Origin of the sequence: Streptomyces sp. NPDC051576 (genome assembly GCF_040681835.1) — a bacterium.
GTDB lineage: Bacteria > Actinomycetota > Actinomycetes > Streptomycetales > Streptomycetaceae > Streptomyces.
The window spans coordinates 522,458-548,574 of record NZ_JBFAZO010000002.1; the positions used below are offsets into that span (position 1 = coordinate 522,458).

A 26,117-nucleotide genomic window follows, 5' to 3' on the forward strand; every position below is an offset into this window, starting at 1 on the left:
CTGAAGGAAATTGGCAGGGTTTTCGGTTGTTTGGGGGCCGGTTCCGAGTGGCTTGATCACTTCCCTCCATGAGTTGCTTACCTTGTCGTAGTTGACCCATGAGTAACAGGGGGGCTAGTTTTCAACCAGCCATCTCGCGTCTTTGCGATTACATTCGGCGCCCCGGCCGAAACCCCCCACCGTGCAGTTTCACCGTTTATTCGGAGAATCATGACGCCTGTCGCGCGCGCCGAAGAACTGATCATTGGAATCACCCCGTTCCATGAGCCGGACGCCAGGCTCGCGGCGGCAGTCAGCCGCGCCGGCGGCCTCGGCGTACTCGACCTGGGAATGGGCGACCGAAGAGCGAGAGAGGCCCTGGCGCGAATCCGGCGCTGGGCCCCCGGCCCTTTCGGGGTGCGGATCGGAGCCCACTGCCGGATCGTCCCCGGGGACCTCACGACGGGCGGCGGCGCGAGCCCGCACACCGTCGTTCTCGCCGTGGACGCCCCCTGGCCGATCGCGGACGTCGCCGCCGGGCACCGGGTGCTGGTCGAGGTGACCGGTCCCGACGAGGCGCTCGCGGCGGTCCGCGCCGGTGCACACGGGCTGATCGCCCGGGGTGCCGAAAGCGGCGGCCGGGTGGGCGAGTTGAGCACCTTCGTGCTGCTCCAGCGCCTGCTCGCCGAGCCCGGTGTGGACGTCCCGGTCTGGGCCTGCGGCGGCATCGGGCCCCGTACGGCGGCCGCTGCCGTGGCCGGTGGCGCGGCCGGGGTCGTCCTGGACAGCCAGCTGGCGCTGCTCGCCGAGTCGGGCCTGCCGGAGACGGCGGCCGCCGCGCTGCGCTCGATGGACGGTTCCGAGACCACGGTGGTGGCCGGTCACCGGGTGCTGCTCCGGCGCGGCCCGGACGCCCCGCAGGTGCCCGCCGAGCGGGTGTCCGAACTGCTCGGCGCCCGCGACCCGCGCACCCAGCTCCTGCCGGTCGGCCAGGACGGTTTCCTCGCCGCGCGGTTCGCCGAGCGCTGGGGCGACGCGGGCCGCACCGTACGTGAACTGACCGCCGCCGTACGGGAGTCCATACGCGACGAAGGACCCACCCGGGCGCTGCGCACCGGTTCCCCGATGAGCGAGGCGCTCGGCACCCGACTCCCCGTCGCCCAGGGCCCGATGACCAGGGTCAGCGACCAGGCGGAGTTCGCCGCCGCGGTGGCCGCGGGCGGTGCCCTGCCGTTCGTCGCGCTGGCCCTCTCCAGCGGCGAGCAGTCGCGGGCGGTGCTGGCCGAGACCCGCGCCGTCGTGGGCGAGCGGCCCTGGGGCGTCGGAGTGCTCGGCTTCGCGCCCGAGGAGCTGCGGAACGCCCAGCTCGAAGCCGTACGGGAGGCGGGTCCCACGCACGCGATCATCGCGGGCGGTCGGCCCTCCCAGGCCGAGGCGCTGGAGCGGGCCGGGATCTCCGCCTTCCTGCATGTGCCCTCGCCGGGGCTGCTGCGGCAGTTCCTGGACGCGGGCGTGCGCAGGTTCGTGTTCGAGGGCTCCGAGTGCGGCGGCCATGTCGGGCCACGCAGCAGCTTCCCGCTGTGGGAGGCCCAACTCGCCGTACTGGACGACTTCTTGGCGAAGGCCGAGCCGGACACCGCGGAGCACGTCGAGGTGTTCTTCGCGGGCGGCGTCCACGACGAGCGGTCGGCGGCGATGGTGGCCGCGCTCGCCGCGCCGCTCACCGCCCGGGGCGCCGCCGTCGGTGTGCTGATGGGCACCGCCTACCTCTTCACCGAGGAGGCGGTCGGCTGCGGGGCGATCCAGCCGCTGTTCCAGGAGCAGGTGACAGCGGCCACCCGGACCGCGCTCCTGGAGACCGCACCGGGTCACGCCACCCGTTGCGTACCCAGCCCGTTCAGCGACAACTACCTCGATTTCGAGGCCCAGTTGCGTGAACAGGGTGTGCCGGACCGGGAGATCTGGGAGAAGTTGGAGCGGCTCAACGTCGGCCGGCTGCGGATCGCCAGCAAGGGGGTCGAGCGGGACACCGCCGGAGCGCTGGCCGCCGTGGACGAGCAACGGCAGCTCGCCGAGGGGATGTTCATGGCCGGCGAGGTCGCCGTGCTGCGGACCGCGACCACCACGATCGACGCCCTGCACCGCGCGGTGACCGAGGAGGCCGCCGACTTCCTGACCGAGAGCGCGCGAACCGCCCGCGCGCGCCTGGGAGTCGAGGAGGGCGTCGAGCCCGAGGCGCCGGCTCCACTCGACATCGCTGTCATCGGCATGGCGTGCATGTTCCCGCAGGCACCCGACCTCCCCACGTTCTGGGCGAACATCCTCGGCGCCCGCGACGCCGTCGACGAGGTCCCGCCCGACCGCTGGGACCCGGCCGTGCACTACTCGACCGGCAAGGACGGTGCCACCCCGTCGAAGTGGGGCGGCTTCCTGCCGCGCATCCCCTTCGATCCGCTGCGCTACGGCATCCCGCCGACCTCCCTCGGCAGTATCGAGCCGGTCCAACTGCTGGCCCTCGAAGCCGCCCGGCGGTCACTGGAGGACGCCGGATACGGCGACCGGGGGCGGCAGTTCGACCGCTCGCGCACCTCCGTGGTGTTCGGTGCGGAGGCGGGCAGCGACCTCTCCAACGCGACCACGCTGCGTGCCGTACTGCCCACCTACTACGGGAAGATCCCGCAGGGCGTCGAGGAGCAACTCCCCACCCTCACCGAGGACTCCTTCCCCGGCATGCTCTCCAACGTCATCTCGGGCCGCATCGCCAACCGGCTGGACCTCGGCGGGGCCAACTACACGGTCGACGCGGCCTGCGCGTCCTCGCTGGCCGCCGTCGACGTCGCCTGCAAGGAACTCGTGGGCGGCACCAGCGATGTCGTGCTGTGCGGGGGCGCCGACCTCCACAACGGCATCAACGACTACGTCCTCTTCGCCTCCGTGCACGCCCTGTCCCCCACCGGCCGCTCCCGCGCCTTCGACAGCTCGGCGGACGGCATCGCGCTCGGCGAGGGCGTCGCCTGCGTGGTCCTCAAGCGGCTCGCGGACGCCGAGCGGGACGGCGACCGGATCTACGGCGTCATCAAGGGAGTCGGCAGTTCCAGCGACGGCCGCTCCCTGGGCCTGACGGCACCCCGGCCCGAGGGACAACGGGCTGCACTGCAGCGGGCGTACCGCAACGCGGGTGTCTCCCCCGCCGAGGTCGGCCTGGTCGAGGCGCACGGCACCGGGACCGTCGTCGGCGACCGGACCGAACTCTCCATCCTCAGCGAGGTGTTCGCCGATTCCGGTGCGGAGAACGGCAGTTGTGCACTGGGCTCGGTCAAGTCGCAGATCGGGCACACGAAATGCGCCGCCGGACTCGCCGGGCTGATCAAGACCGTGCTCTCCCTCTACACCGGGGTCAAGCCGCCCACCCTGCACATGAAGCAGCCCAACTCGGCGTGGCAGGAGGACAGCAGCCCGTTCGTCTTCCACGCGCGGCCCCGCCCCTGGGCGGCCCCCGCCGAGGAACGCGTCGCCGGGCTCAGCGCGTTCGGCTTCGGCGGCACCAACTTCCACGCGGTGATCGGGGCCTACGGCGAGGCCGTACCGCCCGCGCACGGTCTGGACGCCTGGCCGGCCGAGCTGTTCATGTTCCGGGGAACCGACCGGGCGGCGGCGCGGCGGGGCATCGAGGAGATCCTCAAGCTCGCCGAGGCGGGCTGCTGGAAGCTCCGCGACCTCGCCCTCAGCGCGTCCCGCCGCTCCGACGCCCGGCACGAGCCGGTGCAAGTGGCCGTGGTGGCCCGGGACGTGGAGGGGCTGGTCGGGCAACTGCGGCGGGCGCTGGACGGTGAGCACGATCCCGCCGCCGGCATCCATCTCGCTGAAGCGGCCGACCCGGGCAAGGTCGCGTTCCTCTTCCCCGGCCAGGGCAGTCAGCGCCCGGGCATGCTCGCCGACGTGTTCATCGCGTTCCCCGAGTTGCAGCACTATCTGCACCTCGGCCGCGACCACGCCGACGCGCTCTACCCGCCCTCCGCCTTCGACGACACCGCGCGCGAGCGCCAGCAGGCCGGGCTGACCGACACCCGGGTCGCGCAGCCCGCGCTGGGCATCGCCGGGCTCGCCGCCCACGCGCTGCTCACCGAGGCGGGCGTCCGGCCCGACATGGCGGCCGGGCACAGCTACGGCGAGCTGGTCGCCCTGTGCGCGGCCGGTGCCATCACCCCGGAGGCGCTGCTGAAGCTCAGCGCCGAACGCGCGGCGGCGATCCTGGCGGCCACCGGCGCGGACGACCCGGGCACCATGGCCGCCGTGGCGGCCGGCGCCGAGGACGTCGTACAGGCTCTGAAGACGGCGGGCGCACCCGACTCGGTGGTCGTCGCCAACCACAACTCGCCGCGCCAGACGGTGATTTCGGGCCCGACCGAGGCCGTCACAGCGGCCGTACGGCTGCTGCGCGACGCCGGCCTGGGCGCAAAGCGCATCCCCGTCGCGTGCGCCTTCCACAGCCCGCTGGTGGCGGGGGCGGGGCAGCGGTTCGCGGAGGTCCTCGCCCAACAGCCCGTGCTCGCCCCGGAGTTCCCGGTCTGGTCCAACCGTACGGCGGCCCCGTACGGCGAGGGCGCCGACGCGGTCCGGGCCGAACTCGCCGCGCAGATCGGGGCACCGGTCGGTTTCGTCGCGCAGATCGAGGCGATGTACGAGGCGGGTGCCCGCGTCTTCGTCGAGGCCGGCCCCGGCTCCGTGCTCACCCGGCTGGTCGGCCAGATCCTCGACGGCCGTCCGCACCGCACGGTCGCCTGCGAGCCACGGCAGGACAGCGGGCTGCGCGGCTGGCTCGACGCACTGGCCCAACTGGCCGTCGCCGGGCTGCCGGTGCGGACCGGATGGCTGTTCAACGGGCGCGACGCCGTCGACGCGGCCCGGACCCCCGTGCCCTCGCGACCCGGCTGGACGGTCGACGGACAGCTCGTCCGCACCGCCGCCGGAGCACTCCTGCCCGGTGCTCTCGCACCGGCCCGACGCGTTGTGGAGACGACTGTGACCACGAACCCTCAGGACGGCGCCCCGGTCGAGGCGAACAGGGACGCGCTCATCTCCGAGTTCCTGCGCACCAGCCGGGAGATGGTGGCCGCCCAACGGGACGTGCTGCTCACGTACTTCGGCGGGGCCCAGGTGCCCCAGGGCACCTGGGTGCCCGCACCGGCGCCCGCCGTGGTCGAGGCGCTGCCGCAGACACCCGCCCTTCCGGCCGCCGTTGCGGCCCCGGTCGCCCAACAGCCCGCCCCCCAGCCGGAGTCGGCGCCCGAGGCCGTCACCGAGGACGATGTGCTGCGGGTCGTGCTGGAGATCATCAGCGAGCGCACCGGCTACCCCGTCGACATGATCGAGCCCGATCTCGACCTGGAGGCGGACCTCAGCATCGACTCCATCAAGCGCGCCGAGATCGCCGGTGAACTGGCCGGGCGCCTCGGCATCGGCGGCGGCGCGGACATCACCTCGCTCGACGACGCCGAGCTGGAGGACCTGGCGAAGGCCCGCACGGCGGCGTCCGTCACGGGCTGGCTGTCGGCACGACTGACCGGGCCGACCGCCGCACCCGTGGCTGAGAGCGTCCCGCAGGACGAGGTCACCGGCGCCGCGCCGAAGCGGCTCCAACTGCGGCCGGTGCCGCTGGCGCACCAGGACGGCGACAACCCGGCTGACCCGGCGTCCGTGCTGAGCGGCCGGCGATTCGTCCTCTACGGCGGCGAAGATGCGGCGGAGACCGTCGCGTCCCGGCTCACTTCCTACGGCGCCGACGCGGTGATCGTCGCTCCCGGCCATCAACTCACCGAAGCCGACGGCCAGGTGGACGGCGCCCTGTATCTCGCGCCACTCACGGCGTCGGCGCCGGTGCTGCCCGACGCGTTCCCCGTGTTCCAGGCCGCGCTGCGGCGCGGTCCGCGCCACCTCGTCGCGGTCCAGGGGGCGGACGGCGGATCGGCGGGCCTGTACGGGCTGTTCCGCACGGTGGCCCGGGAGTATCCGGACACCGTCGCCCGGGTCGTCGAGCTGACCGACACCGCACCGGCCGCCGTCGCCGACGCGCTGATCGCCGAACTGCTGGCGGCCGGCACCGAGCCGGTCGTCCTGCGAACTCCCGCCGGACGGCACGGACTTGAGCTGGTGGAGACACCGCTCGGCGCGCTCGCGACCAACGGTGCGGGACCGGCCGGCGACGGGGTCGCCGAGGCCGCCGCGATCGGGCTCGACCGCGAGTCGGTGGTGCTGCTGGTGGGCGGGGCGCGGGGAATCACCGCGAAGTTCGCCGCCGCGCTCGCCGCGGCCTCCCGGTGCCGTATCGAACTCCTGGGCAGGACGGCCGCACCGGCAGGCCCCGAGGACCCGGCGACCGCGGGCGCCCGCACCCCCGCCGAACTGCGCGCGGCCCTCGCCGCCAGGGGCGGCGGCCTCACCCCCGCCGAGATCAACCGCACCGCCGAACTCCTGCTCGCCCAGCGGGAGATCACCGCGACTCTCGACGAACTCGCGGCCCTCGGCAGCGAGGCCCGCTACCACTCCGTCGACTTCCGCGAACCGGACGCCGCGCTCCAGGCGGTCAAGGAGATCCACGCCGAACACGGCAGGCTCGACGGAGTCGTCTACGCGGCCGGGGTCATCGAGGACCGGCTGATCGCCGAGAAGACCACCGAGTCCTTCCAGCGGGTCTACGGCACGAAGACGCACGGCGCCGAAACCCTGCTGTCGGCCCTGGAGGAACTGCCCAACGGGCCTGCGTTCGCGGTGCTGTTCGGCTCCATATCGGCCGTGCTCGGCAATCGGGGCCAGGTCGATTACGCGGCCGCCAACGACGCCCTGCAGAGCCTGGGCACCGCCTGGTCGGCGCGCACCGGGCACCGCGCGCTCACCGTGCACTGGGGTCCGTGGGCGCCCACCGGCGGCCATCACGGCATGGTCACCCCGGAGTTGGGACGCGAGTACGCCCGGCGCGGCATCAGCCTGATCGACCCGGAGGAGGGCACCGCGGCGCTGCTGCGCGAACTCGCCTGGGGCGAGGAGTCGGCCGGAGCCGTCGTCTACACCGCTTCGGGCTGGTGACATGTCCGGCATGACGGACCGTCAAGTGCCGGTCGCCATCGTGGGCATGTCGGTGCTGCTGCCCGGCGCCGCCGACCTCGACGCGTACTGGCGGAATCTGCTGGCCGGCACGGATGCCATCAGCGAGGTGCCGGACGGGCGGTGGGACGCGGACTACTACCGCCCGGACTCCGCGAGTGGTCCGGCCGTCGCCGACCAGGTGTACTGCCGGCGTGGCGGGTTCGTCGACGCGCTGGCCGAGGTCGAGGTCACCCGGTTCGGCATCATGCCGAACTCGGTGCCCGGCACCGAACCCGACCAGCTCATCGCCCTCCATGTGGCCGCCGCCGCCCTCGCCGACGCGGGCGGCGAGTCCCGGCTGCCCGACCGGCGGCGGGTCGGTGTCGTGCTCGGCCGGGGCGGCTACCTCACCCCCGGCCTGGTCCGCCTGGACCAGCGGGTCCGTACGGCGGGCCAACTCGTACGCACACTGGGCGAATTGCTGCCCGACCTGGACCCCGGCCAACTCGACCGGATCCGCACCGCGTTCACCGAGCGGCTCGGCCCGGACAGTCCCGAGTCGGTCATCGGCCTGGTGCCCAACCTCGCGGCATCCCGGGTCGCCAACCGCCTCGACCTGCGCGGCCCGGCGTACACGGTGGACGCGGCCTGCGCGTCCTCGCTGATCGCTGTCGACCAGGCGGTGACCGAACTGGCCGCCGGGCGCTGCGACTTGATGCTGGCGGGCGGTGTCCACCACTGCCACGACATCACGCTGTGGAGCGTCTTCTCCCAACTGCGCGCGCTCTCCCCCAGCCAGCGCATCCGCCCCTTCCACCGCGATGCCGACGGCATCCTGATCGGCGAGGGCACGGGAGTCGTCGTCCTCAAGCGGCTCGCCGACGCCGAGCGCGACGGGGACCGGATCTACGCCGTCGTCCGGGGCACCGGTGTGTCCAGCGACGGCCGGGCCGCGAGTCTCGTCAACCCCGACTCGACCGGCCAGACCCATGCCGTACGGCAGGCCTGGGACGCGGCGGGGCTCGACCCGGCGCGGCCCGACTCGATCGGTCTGCTGGAGGCGCACGGCACGGCGACACCCGCCGGTGACGCGGCCGAACTCACCACGCTGGCGGAGGTGTTCGGGAACACGGGCACCTCCCACGGCAGCGCGGTCATCGGCTCCGTGAAGTCGATGATCGGCCACACCATGCCGGCCGCCGGGGTCGCCGGTCTGATCAAGGCCGCCCTCGCCGTCCACCACGGCATGCTGCTGCCGACGCTGCACTGCGACGACCCGCATCCGGCGCTCGCGGCCACGCGGTTCCGCCCGTTGGAGAAGGCGGCGCCCTGGGAGACGACTTCCGGGCAGCCGGTGCGGCGGGCGGCGGTCAACGCGTTCGGGTTCGGTGGCATCAACGCGCATGTCGTGCTGGAGGAGGCGCCGGGGGCACGGGCACCACGTGCGGCGACGGTGCTCGTCGACGAACCGGAGCGCGTGCTGACCCTCGCCGCCGACAGCCCCGAGGCCCTCGCCGTACTGCTGGAGGCCGACGACTCCACCCTCCTGGCCACGACCGATGCGCACCCCGCGTCGGGCCGCTCCCGGCTCGGGATCGTCGCCCCGGACGCCAAGCGGCTCGCGCTCGCCCGCCGGGCGGTCGCCAAGGGGCGGGCGTGGCAGGGCCGTAGCGATGTGTGGTTCACGCCGAGCCCGCTGATCGGGCCCGGCGAGGGCAAGCTCGCGTTCGTCTTCCCCGGACTGGAGGGCGACTTCACGCCCCGGGTCGAGGATGTCGCCGCGCACTTCGGACTGCACGAGACCAGATCGTCGACTCCCGCACAGGTGGGGGACGTCGGTCGCCACGGCTTCGATGTGGTGGGCGTAGGACGGCTGTTGGACGCGGCGCTGCGCCGGATGGGCGTCGTCCCGGACGCGGTCGCCGGGCACAGTGTGGGCGAGTGGACGGCGATGACGGCCGCCGGGGTGTACTCGGCGGACGAGGTCAGCGACTTCATGGAGTCCTTCGACCCCGACTCGGTGACGGTGCCGGGGCTGGCCTTCGGCGCGATCGGGGCTCCGGCCGAGCGCGTGCTGTCGGCGCTCGCCGACGAGTGGGCGGGCGCCGGGATCGTGCTCTCGCACGACAACGCGCCGGGCCAGTCGATGGTGTGCGGGCCGGACAAGGCCGTGGACGAGTTCGTGCGGTCCTTCCGCGCGCAAGGAGTCCTCAGCCAGGTACTGCCGTTCCAATCGGGCTTCCACACACCGATGTTGAAGCCCTACCTCGCGCCGATCGAGGAGGCCACGAACCGCTTCCGCCTCCACCCGCCGACGGTCCCCCTCTGGTCCGGAACGACCGCCGCGCCGTACCCCTCGGACGAGACGGCGGTACGCGAGCTGTTCATCCGGCACCTGCTGGAGCCCGTGCGCTTCCGGCAGCTCGTCGAGGCCATGTACGCGGCCGGTCATCGCGCGTTCGTCCAGGTCGGCACCGGCCAGCTCGGTTCCCTCATCGACGCGACGCTGAGCGGACGCGACCACCTGGTGGTGGCCGCCAACTCGCCGCACCGCTCCGGTCTCGCCCAACTCCGGCGCGTGGCCGTGGCGTTGTGGTCGGCGGGCGGGGCGATCGACCCGGCCGGCCTGGAGTCCGGGAGGGCCACGCCCGCCGCACGGCGGGACCGGCCTCCCGTACGGCTCGACCTGGACGGGGCGCTCGTGTCGCTCGACGGCCCGAGCCTGGTGAAGCTGCGAGCGGAGCTGCGCACACCCTCTCCGCGCACCACGGCCTCGCCCTTGGACGCGCTGACCGAACGCTTCCCGGCCGCCGCCGAGTTGGACGCCCTGCTGCGGGACACCGCCGACACGGCCGCCCGACTCATCACCGCGGGCAGCAGCAGTCGTACCGCGGCACCCCTCCCCGTTCCGAGCCGCCAACCACCCGCTCCCCCACGGGAATGGCAGACCACGGTCCATGTCTCACCGGACTCGATGCCGTACCTCATGGACCACTGCTTCTTCCCGCAACGCGCCAACTGGCCGGATGTCGCGGACCGTTGGCCGGTGGTCCCCGCCACCACGATCGTCCAGCACATCATCGAGGCGGCGGAGCGGACCGCGCCCGGCATGCGGGCGGTCGCCGTGCACGACGCGCGGTTCGACCGCTGGCTGACGGCGACTCCGTCGGTCGACGTACCGGTGCGGGTGACCACCGAGGCCCCCGGCCGACTCGCCGTCTCCTTCGGCCCGCACGCGCGCGCGGTGGTCGAGCTGGCCCCCGCGCACGCCCCCGCGCCCCGGCCCCAGCCACGCCCGGACCCCGCCACCGAACGCGCCCCCGACCACACCGCGTCCCATCTCTACGACGAGCGCTGGATGTTCCACGGCCCCGCGTTCCAGGGCGTCACCGAACTCACCGCGATCGGCGACCGCCACGTACGCGGAGTGATCACCACACCCCCGGCTCCGGGCGCCCTGCTCGACAACGTGGGCCAGATCCTCGGCTACTGGATCATGGCGACCCGCACCGAACGCACCGTCGTCTTCCCGGTCGGGATGCGCGAGATGCGTTTCCACGGCCCCCATCCGCGCCCCGGCACCGAGGTGGAGTGCCTGGTGCGGATCACCTCGCTCACGGACACCGCGCTCGAAGCCGACGTACAGCTCACGGTCGACGGCGAGGTGTGGGCGGAGCTGACCGGCTGGCAGGACCGGCGTTTCGACAACGACCCGCAGACCAGGCCGGTCGAGCGCTTCCCCGAGCGCAACACCCTCTCCGAGGCCCGCCCGGGCGGCCGGACCCTGCTGAACGAGCGCTGGCCCGACCTCGCCTCCCGCGATCTGATCATGCGCAACTCGCTGAGCAGCGTGGAGCGTTCGCAGTACGCCGAGCATCCGCCGCGCGGCCGCCGACAGTGGCTGCTGGGCCGGATCGCGGTGAAGGACGCGGTACGGCAGTGGCTTTGGGGCCACGGCGAGGGGCCCGTCTTCCCGGCGGAGATCCGGGTCCACAACGACGAGTCGGGCCGCCCGTACGTCACCGGTCTGCACGGCCGCACCCTGCCCCCGCTGGATGTCTCGCTGGCGCACCGCGCCGAGGCGGCGGTCGCGATCGTACGGCCGCACTCCCCCGGTCCCGGCCCCGGGATCGACATCGAGGAGGTCGTGGACCGCCCTCCCAGCACGCTCACCACCGCGCTCGGCGAGGAAGAACTCACGCTGCTGCGCGCCCGGTTGACCGACACCGGCGAGTCGGAGGCACTCTGGTTCGCCCGCTTCTGGGCGGCGAAGGAAGCCGTCGCCAAGGCGGAGGGCACCGGATTCCAGGGACGCCCGCGCGACTTCACCGTCTTCCAAGTCATCTCCGGATCAAGGCTGTTGGTGTCCGGACGCCTGGAACGCGCCTACACGGTGCACTGCGAACCGGCCGGCAATCCCCCCGCCCTGCCGGACCGGACCTACGTCGTGGCCTGGACGACGGGACCCGCGCACGAGGAGGAGTACGACCGATGACCACCCCCACCACCGAGGACACCGTCCTCACCGACCTCACCGGCATGCTGACCGCGCTCCTGGAGGACGAGTACGGCGTCGACGACGTCGAGATCACCATGACGACGACCTTCAACCGCGATCTGGAGCTGGAGAGCATCGACCTGGTGACCCTGGCCGGTCTGCTTCAGGAGCACTACGGCACGAAGGTCAACTTCGCCGAGTTCCTGGCCGGGATGGAGTTCGACGAGATCATCGAACTCACCGTCGGCCGGCTGGTGGAGTACGTCGTGCAGAGCCTCAAGGCAGCCGAGGCGGGCTGAGCCATGGCGATGGTCGACACCGGTCAACTCCGGTTGCACGTACAGCGAATGAGCCCGCCCGAGCACCGCCCTCCCATCGCGACGGCGGTGCTGGTGCACGGGCTGCTCACCGACAGCCTGGCCAGCTACTACTTCACGATCGCCCCGCCGTTCGCGCTCGCCGGCATCGAGGTGGTCATGTACGACCTGCGCGGCCACGGCCGCAGCGGGCGCCCCGACACCGGCTACACCCTCGACGACAACATCGACGACCTGGAGGCGCTCCTCGACCGGCTGGAGGTGACCGGCCCGGTCCATCTGGTCGGCAACTCCTACGGCGGGACGGTCGCGTTCGGCTACGCGGCCCGGCATCCGGAGCGCGCCGCCAGCGTCTCCCTCATCGAGTCGGAACCGGCGACCGCGGCCTGGGCGCCGAAACTCGGCGGCATCCTGGAGCGCGTGCTGCACGAGCTGGCGCACAACGAGGACGACGCGCTCGCCTGGATCAGCGCGAACCGCGGCCACAACACCGCCCGCCTCGCCAAGGGCGCCGCCCGGCTGGCCCGGGAGACCTCCCTCTCCCGGGACATCCCGCTCAGCAATGTCCTGACGGACGATCAGATCCGTGCCGTCCACTGCCCGGTGCTCGGCATCTACGGTGGCGACTCGGACCTCGCGCTGCTCGCCCCGTGGCTGGAGTCGGTGCTCCCGGACTGCCGGACCGTCGTCGTGCCCGGCCACGAGCACTCCGTGCTGGTCGAGGCGGCGGGCACGGTCGGCACCCACATCCTCTCCCTGATACAGCGGGCGAGCGCGACGGGGGCCGCCGAGGTGGCGGCCCGGTGAGCCGGTTCCTGTTCGTCGTACCGCCGCTGGTCGGCCACATCAACCCGGCGGCGGCCGTGGCCGCCGAACTGGCCGCACGCGGGCACGAGTTGGCCTGGGCGTGCGCAGACCCCGGTCTCGTACGACGACTCGCCGGAGAGTCCGCCCGGGTGTTCCCGTGTGCCGGGCCGGTCCCGGGTACGGGCGAGGGCATCCGGCCGCCCGACATCCGTGGCCCCGAGGCGCTGAGGTTCCTGTGGGAGGCGTTCCTCGCGCCGCTCGCCGAGCAGATGGCGCCCGGAGTCGCCGCCGCCGTCGGGGAGTTCCGGCCCGACGCGGTCGTCGCCGACCAACAGGCCCTGGCCGGCGGCCTGGTGGCGGAACGCCTCGGCATACCGTGGGCGACCTCGGCCACCACCTCCGCCGAGTTCACGGACGTCCTCGCGGGGATGCCCAAAGTCGCCCTATGGCTGGACGAGTTGCTGCACGGACTGCGCGCCGGCATCGGCGACCCGTCCGGCACCGGCGACCCCCGCTTCTCCCCGCACCTCGTGCTCGCCTTCAGCACCCCCGAACTCGTCGGCCCCGAGGCACGGCAGGGCGAGCAGATCCGCTGGGTCGGCCCGTCGATCGCGCCCCGACCGGTCGCGCCGGACTTCCCCTGGGAGTGGCTGGACCCGGCCCGTTCCCTGGTCCTGGTCAGCCTCGGCACCGCCAACACCGATGTGGGCGCCCGTTTCCTCACCGAGTGCGTGACGGCGCTGCGGGCCCGGACGGACCGCGTCCAGGCGGTGGTCGCGGATCCGGGCAACGCGCTGGACGCAGCACCCGACGAGCAGGACAAGGACCTGCTGATCCTCCCCTCGATCCCCCAACTCCCGCTCCTCGAAAGGGCGGACGCGGTCGTCTCGCACGCCGGGCACAACACGGTCTGCGAGGCGCTGTGGCACGGCGTCCCCCTCGTCGTGGCGCCCATCCGCGACGATCAGCCGGTGATCGCCGGGCAGGTCACCGGTGCGGGCGCGGGCATCCGGGTCCGCTTCGGCCGGGTCACCGCACCGAAGCTGGGCGCGGCGATCGACGCCGTACTCCACGAACCCGACCACCGCGCCGCGGCCGGCCGCATCCGTACGGCGTTCCGCGCGGCCGGAGGCAGCCGCGCGGCGGCGACCCACCTGGAGCTGCTGGCCACCGGCGCGCCCCTCAAGGAGACCCAGTGAGCAACGCGGACGACCCCAAGGCAGAGAGCCGCAACGACCAGGTGGCGGCCCTGCGCCCGGCCTACCGGGCCGACCTCGCCGACGGCCTGGACCGCTTCTTCGAGCCCAGGCGCGAGACCTGCCCCTGGTGTGAATCGTCGCGGCTGCGGACCCGGTTGCGCACCAAGGACCTGATCCAGCACAAGCCGGGCACCTTCGTCCTGGACCGCTGCGAGGACTGCCGGCACACGTTCCAGAATCCCCGACTGAGCCCGGCGGGGCTGGAGTTCTACTACCGGGACTTCTACGACGGCCTGGGCGAGAAGCAGTTGGGCAACACGTTCGCCGCCCGCACCACGATGTACGAGCAGCGGGCACAGTCACTGCTCCCGCACTCCCCGACTCCCAAGAACTGGCTGGACGTCGGCACGGGTCACGGCCACTTCTGCGAGTCGGCCCGCACGGTGTACCCCGACACCACGTTCGACGGCCTCGACTTCACGGACGGCGCCGAACTCGCCGAGCAGGCGGGGCGGGTGGAGCGCGGCTACCGCGGCAGCTTCCCCGAACTGGCCCCCGGGCTCGCGGGCCACTACGACGTCGTCAGCATGTTCCACTACCTGGAGCACAGCACGGAGCCCGAGCGCGAACTGGCGGCGGCACACCAGGCGGTGCGCCCCGGCGGCCACCTCCTGATCGAGGTCCCGGACCCCGACAGCCGGTACGCCGCCCTCCTCGGCCGCTGGTGGCTGCCCTGGCTCCAGCCCCAGCACCTGCACTTCATCCCGGTCGAGAACCTGCGCCGCCGCCTCACCGACCTGGGCTTCACGGTCGTGGCGGAACAGCACGCCGAGCCGCACGACCCGGTCGACCTCCTCGCCGGCACCTGGCTGGCCCTGGACACCGCCGCGCCCCGCGACAACCTCCCCTGGCTCCCGAAGCCCCCGACCGGCGCCGCCCGCACACTCCGCGCGGCAGTCCTGATCGCCGGCATCCCGGCACTGATCCTGGGCACGCTCCTGGACCGGTTCGTGGTGAAGCGGCTGTCGGCTCGGCTGGGGGTGTCGAACGCGTATCGGCTGGTGGCACGGCGCGACTGAGCACTCAGGACCTACCGGCCGTCGTCGCCCCCCATTGAATGATGCATTCACCGCGTCTAGCATCACTCGGTGATTCCATCACTTTCCGTCTGACTCTCGTCGAGTACGGCGCCAGGGGCGACGAGCGGCCGCGGCCCGGTTCCGGGGGCTCCGGCCGCCCGTCTCCGCGCGTACGACGGGTCAGCTCGCGGTACGGCGGATGCGACCCCCGTAGCGCTTCTCCAGCTCCAGGTTGCCCTCGAAGCCGCCCGGCACATTGGCCGAGACGTATACGGGAGGCCGTTCCCCCGAGGCGAGCAGCCGGCCCGCGGCCTCGGCCACCGACAGCTGTACGAGCATCGCGCCGGTGAGGGTGGACAGGGCTCCGACGGCGCCGCCGCCCGGGAGTTCGAGGAGGGCGTCGCCGCGCGGGGCCGCGTTGTCGAGGACGACGTCGGCGAGGTCGGCGAGCTTCTTGCCGCTCGGGTGGGCCGCGGGGACGGCGCTGGTGTGGGCGAGCGAGGTGATGGCCAGCAGACGGTGGCCGCGCTCCTTCACTCGTAGGGCCATTTCCACGATCACCTTGTTGACACCGGAGTTGGAGACGATGACGAAGAGGTCCTGAGGGCGCGGCCCGGCGAGGTCGTAGAGGCGGTCGGCGATACCGGCCCGCCGCTCCAGCAGCGGATCGTCGAGGACGCTCGGATCGTCGCCTCCGTAGAGGACGAGGTCGCCGATGCTGAGGCGGTTGGTGGGAACCAATCCCCCGGCGCGGCCCGCGAGTTCGAGGACCATGGCCTGGGAGTGGCCGGTGCCGAAGGCCTGGATGACGCCGTCCGTGCGGACGCAGTCCGCGATGAGTCCGGCGGCGCGGGACACGCTGTCCCGGCTGGACTCGGTGACGCGTTGGAGGACGGCCAGGCTCTCGCGTGCGAAGGTCTCGGCGCTCACGGACTCGGCGGACACGGAAGTCTCCCCACCGGTGGATCAAACCACCTGTTTATTCCTAGAATATTGAATCAATGAATCACACACGGTCCTGGTATTCAATCGAGGGCCTCCGGGGTGGCTGATACCTTCTGCACATGCCCCCGACAGACGTCACCTCCCTGATCCGCGCCGAGCTGCCCCGGCTGGCCGGCTCGCTGCGGAAGGTCGGCGAGCTGATCCTGGAGGATCCGGCCGCCGTCACCCACTGCTCGGCCGCCGAGCTGGGCCGCCGCACCGGCACCTCGCAGGCGACGGTGACGCGGTTCTGCCGGGCGGTGGGCCTCGACTCGTATCAGCATCTGCTGATCGAGCTGGCCCAGGAGCGCGGTCGCGGCGAGGTCTCCGACTGGGGCACGGCCGAGATCGGCCCGGACATCTCCCCGGACGACGATCTCGAACGGGTCGTGCAGGTCGTGGGCAGTGCGGATCTGCGCGCGGTGCAGCACACCATCGACCGTATCGACCTCGACGCGGTGGAGCGCGCGGCCACGGCCGCCGCCCGCGCCCGGCGCATCGACGTCTACGGCATCGGCGGCAGCGGGGCGATCGCCCAGGAGACCGAGACCCGGCTGTTCCGCATCGGCTGCGCGGTGCGCGGCTGGACCGAGGTGCACGCGGCCGCGACCTCCGCCGCCCTGCTCACCCCGGCGGACGTCGCCATCGGTATCTCCCACTCCGGTGTGACCCGTGAGACCACCGAGCCGTTCGCACTCGCCAAGGAGCGCGGCGCCACCACCATCGCCCTCACCTCCGACCCCCGCTCACCGCTCGCCCGCGCCGCCGACATCCGGCTCATCTCCTCGTCCTCGGCGACGAGTTTCCCCACCGGCATCATCGGCGCCCGCCACTCCGTACTGGTCCTCATCGACTGCCTCTACGTCCGCATCGCCCAGCTCTCCTACCAGCGCGCGAGCGCCTCACTGGCTCTCACGGACCACATCGCCGGGGAGCACGCGGTGAAGTCACGCAGGGGGCGGTGACCTCAACCCGCCTGTAATCGACGGCTAGTTGCCGTCCCGGTGGGCGAGCCGGGCGAGGGCGACCGCGCCGCCGCAGCCGTCCGGTACCCAGTCGAGGGTCAGACCGAGGGTGTGGAGGCGGGCCGTGAGGGGGGCCGTCAGTGGGCCTTCGGGGCCCAGCAAGCCGCCCGTGGCGACGATCCGTTCGCCGGGGGCTGGCCCCAACGCCCTGACAGTGTCGGTCAGTTGGTCCGCCGCCTCGTCGAGGATGCGCCCCGCCACGACGTCCTTCCCCTCGGCCGCCTCGACCACCAGCGGGGCGAAGCGGGCGAGGTGGATGGGGAGTTCGGCCATGACGGCCGGGAGGACGTGCATGCGGTAGGCCTCGCGATGGGCGCCGGACCAGTCGCCGTCGCCGGGGAGCACTGCTTCGGGCACGCCCAGCGCCCGCCCCACCGAGACGGCCAGCGCCGTCGTCGCTCCCCGGCCGTCCGCCATGCGCAACGCGGCCCGCACCGCGCTCCGGCCGATCCAGAAGCCGCTGCCGTCGTCGCCGAGGAGCCAGCCGTCGCCGTCCACGGTTGCGGTGGAGCGGCGGTCGGTGATGCGCAGGGCGACCGCGCCGGTGCCGGCGACCACGGCGAGGCCGTCGGCGGGGGTGCCGGGGGCGGCGGCGAAGGCCGCCTCGATGTCGCTGCAGACGCGGATCCGGTCGGCCCGGATGCCGAGTTGCCCGAGCGCGGCCGTGAGGGCGGCGCGGGCGTTGACGTGGCCCGGTTCCTCGGCGGAGGCCGCCGTGGCGCCCGCGAAACCGCCGGCCACCGCGACCACACGGGCGCGCGCCCACTCGGGCACGGCCAGGGTGAGCGCCTCGACCAGATGGCCGGTGAGTCGCGGCACCGGGACGGTCAGTGCGTTCCCGGGACCGGCGGCACCCTCACCGAGGGAACGCCCGTCCTCGGCGGCGGCGAGAACGGCCCGGGTGCGGGTGCCGCCGGCGTCGAGACCGACGACGAGATCACCCACCGAACCACCCGCGGGATCCTGGTTCACATCACTGGTCATCGCCGACCATGGTTCCACCGTGGCCGCCGCTCATGACGCTCACGCGCCCGCCAGCACCTCCGCGACCGCCCGCAGATTGACCCGCCCCCGCCCGTAGGAGCAGAGGGCGCCGCCCTCCGGCAGCCCGGTGTCGACCAGTACGGCGTCGGGGCGCCGGGCCGTCAGGGTGTCGCGCAGCCGGGCCTGCCAGGGGTGCAGACCGGCGTCGGAGGTGGCGATCACCAACGGGGAACCGGCGCGCACGATCGCGTCGACGAGGGCGGCGGGGTCCGCCGGTTCCTCGGTGAGGGTCGTACCGGTGGCCGTGGGGTCGATCGTGTTGAGTTCGGTGAGGAGATCCTCGCCGCCCCAGTTCAGGGCGGGGTGCGGGGTCGGGAACAGGTCGACGACATGGGCGCCGCGCACCGGCGCCGGCAGGACCCGGGAGCGTACGGCACGGCGGGCCGCCTCCGGTCCGGCGTCCGCGTCCCAGGCGGTGACCGTCCGGCGCGGGGCCGCGTACCGTTCGGCGAGCCGCCGCACCCGCCCGGCCGCCTCCCACACCCGCTCCTCGGGCAGCACGCGCGCGTGCAGCGCGTCGAGCACGGCGTCCCGGCAGGCCAGGGTGGTCTCCAAGTCCGGTACGGCGACGATGACTTGGTCCGCCCCCGCGGCGAGCGCGATCCGGGCCCCGGCCGCTTCGCCGTACGCGTCGGCGATCGCCTTCATCTCCAGCGCGTCGCTCACGAGCACGCCGTCGAAGCCCAGTTCGAGGCGGAGCAGATCGCCGAGGATACGACGGCTCAGGGTGGCGGGCCGGTTGGCGTCCAGGGCCGGAAAAACGACGTGGGCGCTCATCAGCATCGGTACGCCCGCGGCGATGGCCGCGCGGAACGGTTCGAGATCGACGAGGAGTTGGTCGTACGGCCGCGGGTCGATCGCGACGCCGTCGTGGCTGTCGGTGACCGTGCCGCCGTGGCCAGGGAAGTGCTTGGCGCAGGAGGCGACGCCGCGTGCGTCGGTGGCGGCGATCCAGGCGCGCAGATGGCGGGCGGCCAGGGCGGGGTCGGCGCCGAAGGAGCGGGTGCGCACGATGGGGTTGCGCGGCTGGTGCTGGAGGTCGGCGACGGGGGCGTACGAGGCGGTGATGCCGAGGGTGGCGAGGTGGCCGGCGAGTGCGTCCGCGCAACGGGCGGTCAGGGCCGGGTCGTCGACGACACCGAGGGCGTAGGGGCCGGGGATCTCCGGGGCACCGGCGTTCACCAAGTGGCCTATGCCGCCACCCTCGTTGTCGATGGCGACGATCAGGTCCGGGCGGATGGCGCGGAGTTCGTCGGTGAGCCGACGCACCTGCTCGGCGTCCCGGACGTTGCGGGTGAACAGGATGACCCCGCCGAGGCCCCGGTCGACGAGCCGCTTCAGCGTGTGCGGCACGGCCGTCGCACCGTCGAACCCGGCGACCAGACAGCGGTGGGCCGCCTCGTCGAGATCGACGGGAAGGGCGGTGGCGGCGGCGGACGGTCGCTCGGCGTGGGTCATAATGGAATTCAAATGGCTCGATAAGCCGGAAGTCAACAAATCGATGGATTGTTGATTCAGGCAATGAGTTCATCCCGGCCGCATCAATGAGTTCACCCCGGCCCCATTTTCTCCGCGTGTCCCCATCCCTTCCGCGCCGTCCGCGTCGCCCGCCCGCCCGCACTCCTTCCGCTTACGGACACCGCGACGTCATACCAGGCGGGAACGTTTCGTCTCGTGCCCCTGCTTCCGCTCGAAGACATCCCCGGGCCGCTCCCCGTCTCCACCCCCGGCCCCGCTCCCGCCCCCGTCCCCTTTCGCCTCCCCACCGCGGCCCGCCTCGCCACCAAGGTGCTGACCCTGTTGCCCCTGCTGCTGATCGCGGTGTGGGCGGCGGTCGACTGGCGTGCCATGTACGACGGCACGGCCCGGCTCGCCGCCGCCGACCCCTGGTGGCTGCTGGCCGCGCTCTTCTTCACCTGCCTCGGCTGGGGCACCGCCGCCCTCGTCCGCCAGGGGGCCGTGCCCGAACGGCTGCCGACCGGCCTGCTGATCGCCTCGCAGTTCGCCGCCGGCGCCGCCAACCACGCCCTGCCGGCCAGCATCGGCGCCCACGCCGTCACCCTGCGTTTCCTCCAGGGCCGCGGTATCCCCCTCGCCCGCGCCACCGCCTCCCTCGCCCTGTACTCGCTGGTCAGGCCGATCGCGAAAACGCTCGTGCTGCTCGTCTTCCTCGTCTCCTTCCCCGAGATCCTCCGATTCGGCCAACTCGCCCCCAGAGGCTGGTCGTTGCTCCTCGCCTTCGGCGGCCTGGCGACCGCTCTCACCACGGCCGTCGTCCTGCTGTCGGCCGTACCCCGACTGCGCCGCCCGGCGCTGCGCTGTGTCCGCACCGCCCTGACCGACGTACGCCAACTGCACACCATGCCCAGCCGGATCCTGGCCCTGTGGGGCGGAGCGGCGGCCGCCCCGGTGCTCCAGGCGACGGTGATCTTCTCGGTCGGCGCCTCGCTCGGCCTGCCGCTGTCCTGGGCCCAGGTGGTCCTGGCGTTCCTCGCGGCCAGCACGGCGGTCGGCGCCGTTCCCGCACCCGGCGGGATCGGTCCCGTGGACGCGGCGACGGTGTTCACGATGGTCGCGTTCGGCGCCCCCATGGATCTGGCCACGGCGAGTGTCATCGGCTACCGCGTCCTGACCGTGTGGCTGCCGTTGCTGCCGGGGGCGCTCATGCTGTCGGCGCTGGTCCACCGGAAGGTGCTCTGACCGAAACCCACTTGTCCGGCCGTCCGTCGCGGGTCTAACGTCGCTGCTCATCGGCGTGTAGCTCAGTAGCAGAGCACCGGGCTCTGGACCCGGAGGGCGCGGGGGCGGTACCCGCCACGTCGGCTTATGGATGACGACGCTGAGCAGCAGCACCTCACCGCGGCCCCGGGCTATGCCCTGGGCCAGTTGGCCAAGGCCTTCACGACCGCGCTGACCCACGAGGACGCCGGCACCCGCCGTCGCGCGGAGGGCCGCGCACAGCGCTGGCGTGCCGTGCTCGCGGGGATGGCGGGCGGACGGCTGACGGTCGGCTCGCGCACCCCGGTGGCCGGGCTTCCGGCCTGGGTCACCCCCGAGGTGATGCGCGGCGGCTTCGCGACCGGGACCCCGGGCGCGGGCGGCCCGCTCCAGGCGTACGAGATCGGGCTCGCGGAGCGGTTCGGCGTGCCCGCGGACCGGCGGGCGCTGTTCGCCCACTGCCTGACCGACACCGGACTCGCCTGGCTGTGGGGGCAGTTGGACAGCGGGCGGTACGAGGTGACCGTGCCGGAGGAGGGCGCGCTGCTCACCATGGCGTGGCTGGTGCGGCACGGGGAGACGGCCGGTGCTCTGGACCTGGTCGCGGAGTTGGAGCCGTTCGCGGATCAACTCCGGTTCCTGCCACGTCCGTCGACCGGTAGGCGCGGCCCGGACATCGCCGACGCGGTGCACCGTCGTAGCGTCTCCGACGCCGTGGACACACTGGTCCGGAAGCGTCCCAACGCCGCCGTCGAGACCCAGCGCGAGGCACTCGCCGTATGGCAGCCGTTCGGTGACGAGCTGCTCGCGCACTGGCTGGAGACGGCGGACGGGGCGGACCGCCGGGTCCTCGAACTCGCCCCTGACGAGGGGTGGTTGGAGCGTGGCACCGCCCTGCTCGCACGCTATCGGCTGCTGGCCGCGGAGCACACCCGCTGCGGGAAGCACCGTGATCCCAAGCAGAACCTCGGCATTCTGCGCGGCGCCCTGGAGGAGAGCGTCGCCGGGCGGCAGTTGGACCCGCGGCGGCTCGGGCTGCTGCGGCACGCCGTCACCTCGATGGTGCGGCGGCGCGGCCTGCCCGGCTCCGCGCCGCACACCGAACTCCGCCGCGCGCAGCGGGCCCAGGCCGGCCTGCCCTCCCATCACGCCCTGACCCAGGTGGCGTTGGGCCGACTCGCCGTGCTGCCCCAGGAGTTCGGCATCGCCGACCTCACCCCCGTACTCGCCCCCGTCTCCGTACCGGAGGAGCGGGAGACCGGCCTGCCCGCCGGGGCCGAACTCCCGCAGTCGGTACGCCGGGTGGTCGAACGCACGCTGAGCGCCCCGGCCGCCACCCTCGTGGAACGTGGGGTCGTCCCGTCGGCCGAGGTACTGGCCGAACTGGTACCGCAGTTGGTCGCCGTCACCACCGCACGCGCCTACGACGACCAGGCGCTGCGGACGCTGATGGCAGCGAACTACACCGCGTTCCGCAACCGCCGTTCGCTGCTGCTGCTCAACCTGGAGCGGCAGATCCGGATCGAGGAACTGCCCTGGGTGCGGGCGGTCGAAGCGCGGCGCGGCGACGGCACGGCCGAAGCCGCCCTGCTGCTACGACAGTTGGGCGAGCTGGCGGTGCAGGGGTTCCCGGGCACGATCCTGCCCAACCCGCTGGTGCGTGAACTCGGCGTGCTCGCCCGCCGGTCCGGCCTGGGCGCCCCGCTGGTGGAGGAGCTGGCCGCCGACATCTTCATGGACACCTTCGGCCCCAAGTTCCTGGTGGCGGCCGGGATCGCGGGCGAACTGCTGGGCGGTTCGCTGTACGAGCGGTACTACGGCATCGACTACGCGGCGATCCGCGACCTGGCGATCACCGAGGCGAGCGAGGCGGCGGGCCGGTCGTCCGGGGCCCGGACCTCCCCCGGGTTCGCCAGGCTGTGCGCGGAGCGGGCCGCGTCGGCGTCCTCGGCCCCGGCGGGATCGACCGGGTCCTCGTCCGGGTCGTGGGTGGCGGGCAACGGCAAGGTGATCGAGCAGTCGCAGATCCTGACCACGCACAACCTGGCCACGCTGGTCCACCGGGTGGGCATCGCCCCCGCGCCGGGATGGGCCGACCTGGCGCGCCGCTGCTTCGGCACCGTGTGCCGGCTGACGGGCCGGGTGCACGGCAACCCGTGGCCGTACTCCACCATCAAGGACGCGGCGTACGCCTGGCGGCAGTTGGTGTTCCATCTGTCGCTCTGCCCGCCCGCCGAACAACGGCGGATGCTCGCCACCTTGGACGAGGAGACTGCCCGTCACCCCGGCCATGTCGCCGCCCGCCTGGCGCCCGCCCTCGCGGGGCTGCGCCTGGTCGCAGACGGCGGCACCTTCGCCGCCGACGGCGGCACCTTCGCCGCCGACGGCTCGGCGGACGGGGGCCGGGCCCGCCGCCTCCTCGGCTGGACGACGGACGACCACTGGCTGGCGACGGACCCAACTGGCGTGCAACAGCACGGAAGTTGAGAGGGAGCGGGCCCGGGCTACCCCTCCGCGGCCGTGCGCACCGCCGCCTCCGTCAGGGTCCTCGCGGTGCGTACGGCGCTGGCGACGGCCTCGTCGGGGGTGAGCCCCACCTGGTCGGTGAGGGTGAACAGGGCGTCCGCGCCGACGACCACCGCGAGGCTCCGCTTGAGCTGGACGAACGCCTCCGGGTCGGTCACACCGAGGGTGGCGGACAGGGGCGCGAGGGCGTGGTCGATGAGTCCGAAACGGATCCCGGGTCTCATGCTCTCCGTGTCCGGGCGGACGATGGTCGCGGCCATCATCGCGCGCACCCCGCCCTGGCGGGCCAGTATGCCGCGCAGCAGGAACTCGCAGACGAACGCGATCCGTTCGACCGGGTCGCGGGAGTCGGCGACCGGGGCGAGCGCGTCGACGGGGTCGGGCCAGACACCGGCGAGGGCCTCGCCGATCAGTGACGGCAGGTCGGGGAAGTACCGGTAGGCGGTGGCCTCGGAGACCAGGGCGGCGCGGGCGATCTCGGGCATGGTCACCTCACTTCCCGCGCCGATCAGCTCGCGGGCCGCGTCCACGATCGCCGTACGGGTGCGCTGCTTCTGGTTGCTGCGGCCCGTGCCCGTCTGTGCTGTCGCCATGGGTGTGTCACATCCCCGTTCTCGCTCGATGCGGCTGACCTTTCACCTTCCTCACTTTATCACGCCCGACTCTCGTCATGAGAGTGCACTTGCATGAGGAGAGTCGCCCCGCCTACTGTCGCCCCGAGGGCGCACAACGCGCCGCGAGGACAAGGGAGTCGGCGATGAACAAGGTTTCCGTGGTCGGTCCGGACGACGGCGAGACGATCCATCTGGGCCCGGCCACCATGCGCATCCTGGAGGACGGCAGCACCACCGGCCACCGCCTGGGCATCGGCGAGATCACCCTCGCCCCGCACACCCAGGGCCCGCCGCAGCACCGGCACGCCCAGCACGACGAGGGCTTCTACGTCGTCTCCGGCACCGTCCACTTCACCATCGGGGAGACCGTCCACATCGCTCCGGCGGGCACCCTCGCGATGATCCCGCCGGGTGCCCCGCACACCTTCGCCAACCCCGGCGACGAGCCCGCGGTGATGATCAACACCTTCACGCCCGACCTGTACGTACAGTACTTCCGCGAGCTGCGCGACATGATCGCCGGTGGCCGGGAACTCGACGCCGAGTCGACGATCGAGGTGATGGGCCGCTACGCCACGGTCCCCTCGACCGAGTTCGCCTGAGGCGCCGTCACCTGCGGGTGTTGGTGGTCGGTGTGGGCTCGGTGCCCTCCGCGCGTACGGTGCCGTGGCCCTTCTTGGCGCGGTGCTTGGGTGGTGCGACGTCCTGGGGGAAGGTCAGTTGCTGGTTCATCCACTTCAGGGCGCCGGGCATCTCCCGGGTCCAGGTGGGGAAGTTGTGGCTGCCCGACTCGGGCTGGATCGACGCGACCCGCATGGGTGCCTTGACCGCCTTGATGAAGGCGACGGTCTGCGGGTAGCCCCGCTCGCCGTGCTTGCTCTCGGCGACCAGGACGGAGACCTGGGGAATGGGCAGGTGCTTCAGCCGCCACATCAGGTCGTGTCCGTTGACCCGGTTCACCCGGCCGAGGCCGCTGCCGAAGAGGTTGCCGGTGGTGGGGTCGTCCTTGACCCTGTAGTCGGGCGAGAGGGCGGCGGCCGTCGAGTACACCTTCGGGTTGCGCATCGTGAGCTGGAGGGCGCAGCTACCGCCGGAGGAGTAGCCCATGACACCCCAGGCGCTGGCGTCGCGGCCGACCCGGTAGGTGGACCGCAGTGCGTGCGGGAGGTCCTTGGCGAGGAAGGTCTCGGTCTGCGGTCCGCCGGGGACGTTCACGCACTCGGTGTCGCGCGGCGGGGCGATGGTGGGCCGGATCATCACCATGATGGTCGGCTGCATCTGGCCGCTCTTCTGCAGTTGCCCGGCGGTCTGCGACACCCGCAGGTACTGGGCGAGGTTGAAGATGCTGCCCGGGTAGCCGCTGAGCGCGACGACCACGGGGAAGCGCATCCTCGCGTAGGCCTTCTGGAAGTACTGCGGCGGCAGATAGACGAACGCGGGGTCTACGACACCGGTGGTGTGGCCGATGATCTTCACGGACTCCACCCGGCCGTTCACCGCTGGGTTCCCGCTGGGCAGTCCGCTGACCCGGTTCAACTGCTCGTTGGAGGCGGGCTGCACGAGGGCCCCCTTCACGGCGACGCCCGTCGCGCCGCCGTTGTCGTCGGCCGCCTGGGTCACGCCGACGGGGGCGGTGTCGACGTTCCCGAACAGCTCGCCCCAGGATCCGAAGAACTGGTACGACGAGTTCAGCCAGCACGCGAACGCCGCGATGATCGCCACCTGTGTCACCCCGACGGCCGCCAGCCGTCCGAGCACCGGCCGCACGCCGGACCTGGCGAGCCTAGGCCACACCCAGACCAACAACGCCACACAGACGACGGCCACGGCCGCCACCACATAAACGGTAGTCTCGCTGGTCAAACCCATGACACCAGTCCCCGGCTTCCCTTGCCTGTGCTCGTTCCTTCATACAGAAGGAGGGGTACGAGTCCCTCCGCGTTCCTCAACGAACACGAATAGGACAAAGAAGCGGGTCCGCGTACGTTTCCACGGACGGGCGTGTCGAGGTGATTCGGGGGCGGGGAGGGCGTTGGAGGAGCCGCCTACCTTTTGGGATGCGCTGGGAGCGGGAGGCGGGCGGGGCCCGGACGCGCCGGAAAGCAGGAAGCGGGCCCCGGGGAACCCTGCGCCGGCCGCCACCGCCCTGTCCCGCACCGGAAACGCCCCACGGCGGCTCCCGGCTCCCGGCTCCCGGCTCCCGGCTCCCGGCTCCCGGCTCCCGGCTCCCGGCTCCCGGCTCCC

At 72.7% G+C, this 26,117-nt stretch carries 15 protein-coding genes and 1 tRNA gene; 11 read left to right on the forward strand and 5 right to left on the reverse strand.

Features of this window, described 5'->3' with window-relative positions:
- Nucleotides 1-210 precede the first annotated feature (210 nt).
- From AB0M63_RS08250 to AB0M63_RS08275, 6 genes are read left to right on the forward strand one after another with little or no spacing between them, the layout of a single operon-like run.
- On the forward strand, nt 211-7,062 hold the full coding sequence (locus AB0M63_RS08250; RefSeq protein WP_366018828.1) for an SDR family oxidoreductase: 6,852 nt from the start codon (nt 211-213) through the stop codon (nt 7,060-7,062).
- A 10-nt stretch (nt 7,063-7,072) separates the two neighbouring features.
- Nucleotides 7,073-11,557: a beta-ketoacyl synthase N-terminal-like domain-containing protein gene (locus AB0M63_RS08255; protein ID WP_366018829.1), complete on the forward strand. Its 4,485-nt coding sequence runs from the start codon at nt 7,073-7,075 to the stop codon at nt 11,555-11,557.
- The gene (locus AB0M63_RS08260) at nt 11,554-11,859 is read left to right on the forward strand and encodes an acyl carrier protein (RefSeq protein WP_355915029.1); all 306 of its coding nucleotides are present in this window, start codon (nt 11,554-11,556) and stop codon (nt 11,857-11,859) included. Before AB0M63_RS08255 ends, AB0M63_RS08260 begins: the two co-directional genes overlap by 4 nt.
- Before the next feature lie 3 nt (nt 11,860-11,862).
- Complete coding sequence (locus tag AB0M63_RS08265) at nt 11,863-12,684, forward strand: alpha/beta hydrolase (RefSeq protein ID WP_355915032.1); 822 nt, start codon at nt 11,863-11,865, stop codon at nt 12,682-12,684.
- On the forward strand, nt 12,681-13,883 hold the full coding sequence (locus tag AB0M63_RS08270; protein ID WP_355915034.1) for a glycosyltransferase: 1,203 nt from the start codon (nt 12,681-12,683) through the stop codon (nt 13,881-13,883). The genes AB0M63_RS08265 and AB0M63_RS08270 overlap by 4 nt, the downstream gene beginning before the upstream one ends.
- Nucleotides 13,880-14,962 (forward strand): class I SAM-dependent methyltransferase, encoded by a 1,083-nt coding sequence (locus tag AB0M63_RS08275; protein ID WP_366018830.1) that lies wholly within the window; start codon nt 13,880-13,882, stop codon nt 14,960-14,962. The genes AB0M63_RS08270 and AB0M63_RS08275 overlap by 4 nt, the downstream gene beginning before the upstream one ends.
- 180 nt (nt 14,963-15,142) lie before the next feature.
- Here the strand turns inward: AB0M63_RS08275 and AB0M63_RS08280 are convergent, their stop codons facing one another.
- Nucleotides 15,143-15,907: an SIS domain-containing protein gene (locus tag AB0M63_RS08280; protein ID WP_366018831.1), complete on the reverse strand. Its 765-nt coding sequence runs from the start codon at nt 15,905-15,907 to the stop codon at nt 15,143-15,145.
- A 119-nt stretch (nt 15,908-16,026) separates the two neighbouring features.
- On the opposite strand from AB0M63_RS08280, the gene AB0M63_RS08285 reads away from it, so the two are divergent.
- Nucleotides 16,027-16,911: a MurR/RpiR family transcriptional regulator gene (locus AB0M63_RS08285; RefSeq protein ID WP_355915043.1), complete on the forward strand. Its 885-nt coding sequence runs from the start codon at nt 16,027-16,029 to the stop codon at nt 16,909-16,911.
- A 24-nt stretch (nt 16,912-16,935) separates the two neighbouring features.
- On the opposite strand, the gene AB0M63_RS08290 is transcribed toward AB0M63_RS08285, so the two are convergent.
- Nucleotides 16,936-17,955, reverse strand: coding sequence for a BadF/BadG/BcrA/BcrD ATPase family protein (locus AB0M63_RS08290; RefSeq protein WP_366018832.1), 1,020 nt, complete (start codon nt 17,953-17,955; stop codon nt 16,936-16,938).
- Nucleotides 17,956-17,994: 39 nt separating this feature from the next.
- Nucleotides 17,995-19,473 (reverse strand): glycoside hydrolase family 3 N-terminal domain-containing protein, encoded by a 1,479-nt coding sequence (locus tag AB0M63_RS08295; protein ID WP_366018834.1) that lies wholly within the window; start codon nt 19,471-19,473, stop codon nt 17,995-17,997.
- A 216-nt stretch (nt 19,474-19,689) separates the two neighbouring features.
- Between AB0M63_RS08295 and AB0M63_RS08300 the strand changes: the two genes are divergently transcribed.
- The 3 genes from AB0M63_RS08300 to AB0M63_RS08310 all read left to right on the forward strand — a co-directional run bounded on the left by AB0M63_RS08300 (nt 19,690) and on the right by AB0M63_RS08310 (nt 23,220).
- Nucleotides 19,690-20,715 (forward strand): lysylphosphatidylglycerol synthase transmembrane domain-containing protein, encoded by a 1,026-nt coding sequence (locus tag AB0M63_RS08300; protein ID WP_355915052.1) that lies wholly within the window; start codon nt 19,690-19,692, stop codon nt 20,713-20,715.
- A 51-nt stretch (nt 20,716-20,766) separates the two neighbouring features.
- Nucleotides 20,767-20,838: transfer RNA gene (locus AB0M63_RS08305), tRNA-Gln, on the forward strand.
- Nucleotides 20,839-20,841: 3 nt separating this feature from the next.
- Nucleotides 20,842-23,220, forward strand: coding sequence for a hypothetical protein (locus tag AB0M63_RS08310; protein ID WP_366018835.1), 2,379 nt, complete (start codon nt 20,842-20,844; stop codon nt 23,218-23,220).
- A 17-nt stretch (nt 23,221-23,237) separates the two neighbouring features.
- Here the strand turns inward: AB0M63_RS08310 and AB0M63_RS08315 are convergent, their stop codons facing one another.
- A complete protein-coding gene (locus AB0M63_RS08315) occupies nt 23,238-23,852 on the reverse strand; it encodes a TetR/AcrR family transcriptional regulator (RefSeq protein ID WP_366018836.1) in 615 nt (204 codons plus the stop codon).
- Nucleotides 23,853-24,016: 164 nt separating this feature from the next.
- On the opposite strand from AB0M63_RS08315, the gene AB0M63_RS08320 reads away from it, so the two are divergent.
- On the forward strand, nt 24,017-24,475 hold the full coding sequence (locus AB0M63_RS08320) for a cupin domain-containing protein (RefSeq protein WP_366018837.1): 459 nt from the start codon (nt 24,017-24,019) through the stop codon (nt 24,473-24,475).
- A 7-nt stretch (nt 24,476-24,482) separates the two neighbouring features.
- Here AB0M63_RS08320 and AB0M63_RS08325 read toward each other — a convergent pair whose 3' ends face one another.
- A complete protein-coding gene (locus AB0M63_RS08325) occupies nt 24,483-25,742 on the reverse strand; it encodes an alpha/beta hydrolase-fold protein (protein ID WP_366018838.1) in 1,260 nt (419 codons plus the stop codon).
- Between the last annotated feature and the right edge of the window lie 375 nt (nt 25,743-26,117).

Bases quoted from the DNA above. Each gene is read 5' to 3' on its own strand.
- AB0M63_RS08325 (WP_366018838.1), bottom strand. From the start codon at position 25,742: ATGGGTTTGACCAGCGAGACTACCGTTTATGTGGTGGCGGCCGTGGCC.
- AB0M63_RS08320 (WP_366018837.1), top strand. From the start codon at position 24,017: ATGAACAAGGTTTCCGTGGTCGGTCCGGACGACGGCGAGACGATCCAT.
- AB0M63_RS08295 (WP_366018834.1), bottom strand. From the start codon at position 19,473: ATGACCCACGCCGAGCGACCGTCCGCCGCCGCCACCGCCCTTCCCGTC.
- AB0M63_RS08310 (WP_366018835.1), top strand. From the start codon at position 20,842: ATGGATGACGACGCTGAGCAGCAGCACCTCACCGCGGCCCCGGGCTAT.
- AB0M63_RS08265 (WP_355915032.1), top strand. From the start codon at position 11,863: ATGGCGATGGTCGACACCGGTCAACTCCGGTTGCACGTACAGCGAATG.
- AB0M63_RS08260 (WP_355915029.1), top strand. From the start codon at position 11,554: ATGACCACCCCCACCACCGAGGACACCGTCCTCACCGACCTCACCGGC.
- AB0M63_RS08315 (WP_366018836.1), bottom strand. From the start codon at position 23,852: ATGGCGACAGCACAGACGGGCACGGGCCGCAGCAACCAGAAGCAGCGC.
- AB0M63_RS08250 (WP_366018828.1), top strand. From the start codon at position 211: ATGACGCCTGTCGCGCGCGCCGAAGAACTGATCATTGGAATCACCCCG.
- AB0M63_RS08255 (WP_366018829.1), top strand. From the start codon at position 7,073: ATGACGGACCGTCAAGTGCCGGTCGCCATCGTGGGCATGTCGGTGCTG.
- AB0M63_RS08290 (WP_366018832.1), bottom strand. From the start codon at position 17,955: ATGACCAGTGATGTGAACCAGGATCCCGCGGGTGGTTCGGTGGGTGAT.
- AB0M63_RS08285 (WP_355915043.1), top strand. From the start codon at position 16,027: ATGCCCCCGACAGACGTCACCTCCCTGATCCGCGCCGAGCTGCCCCGG.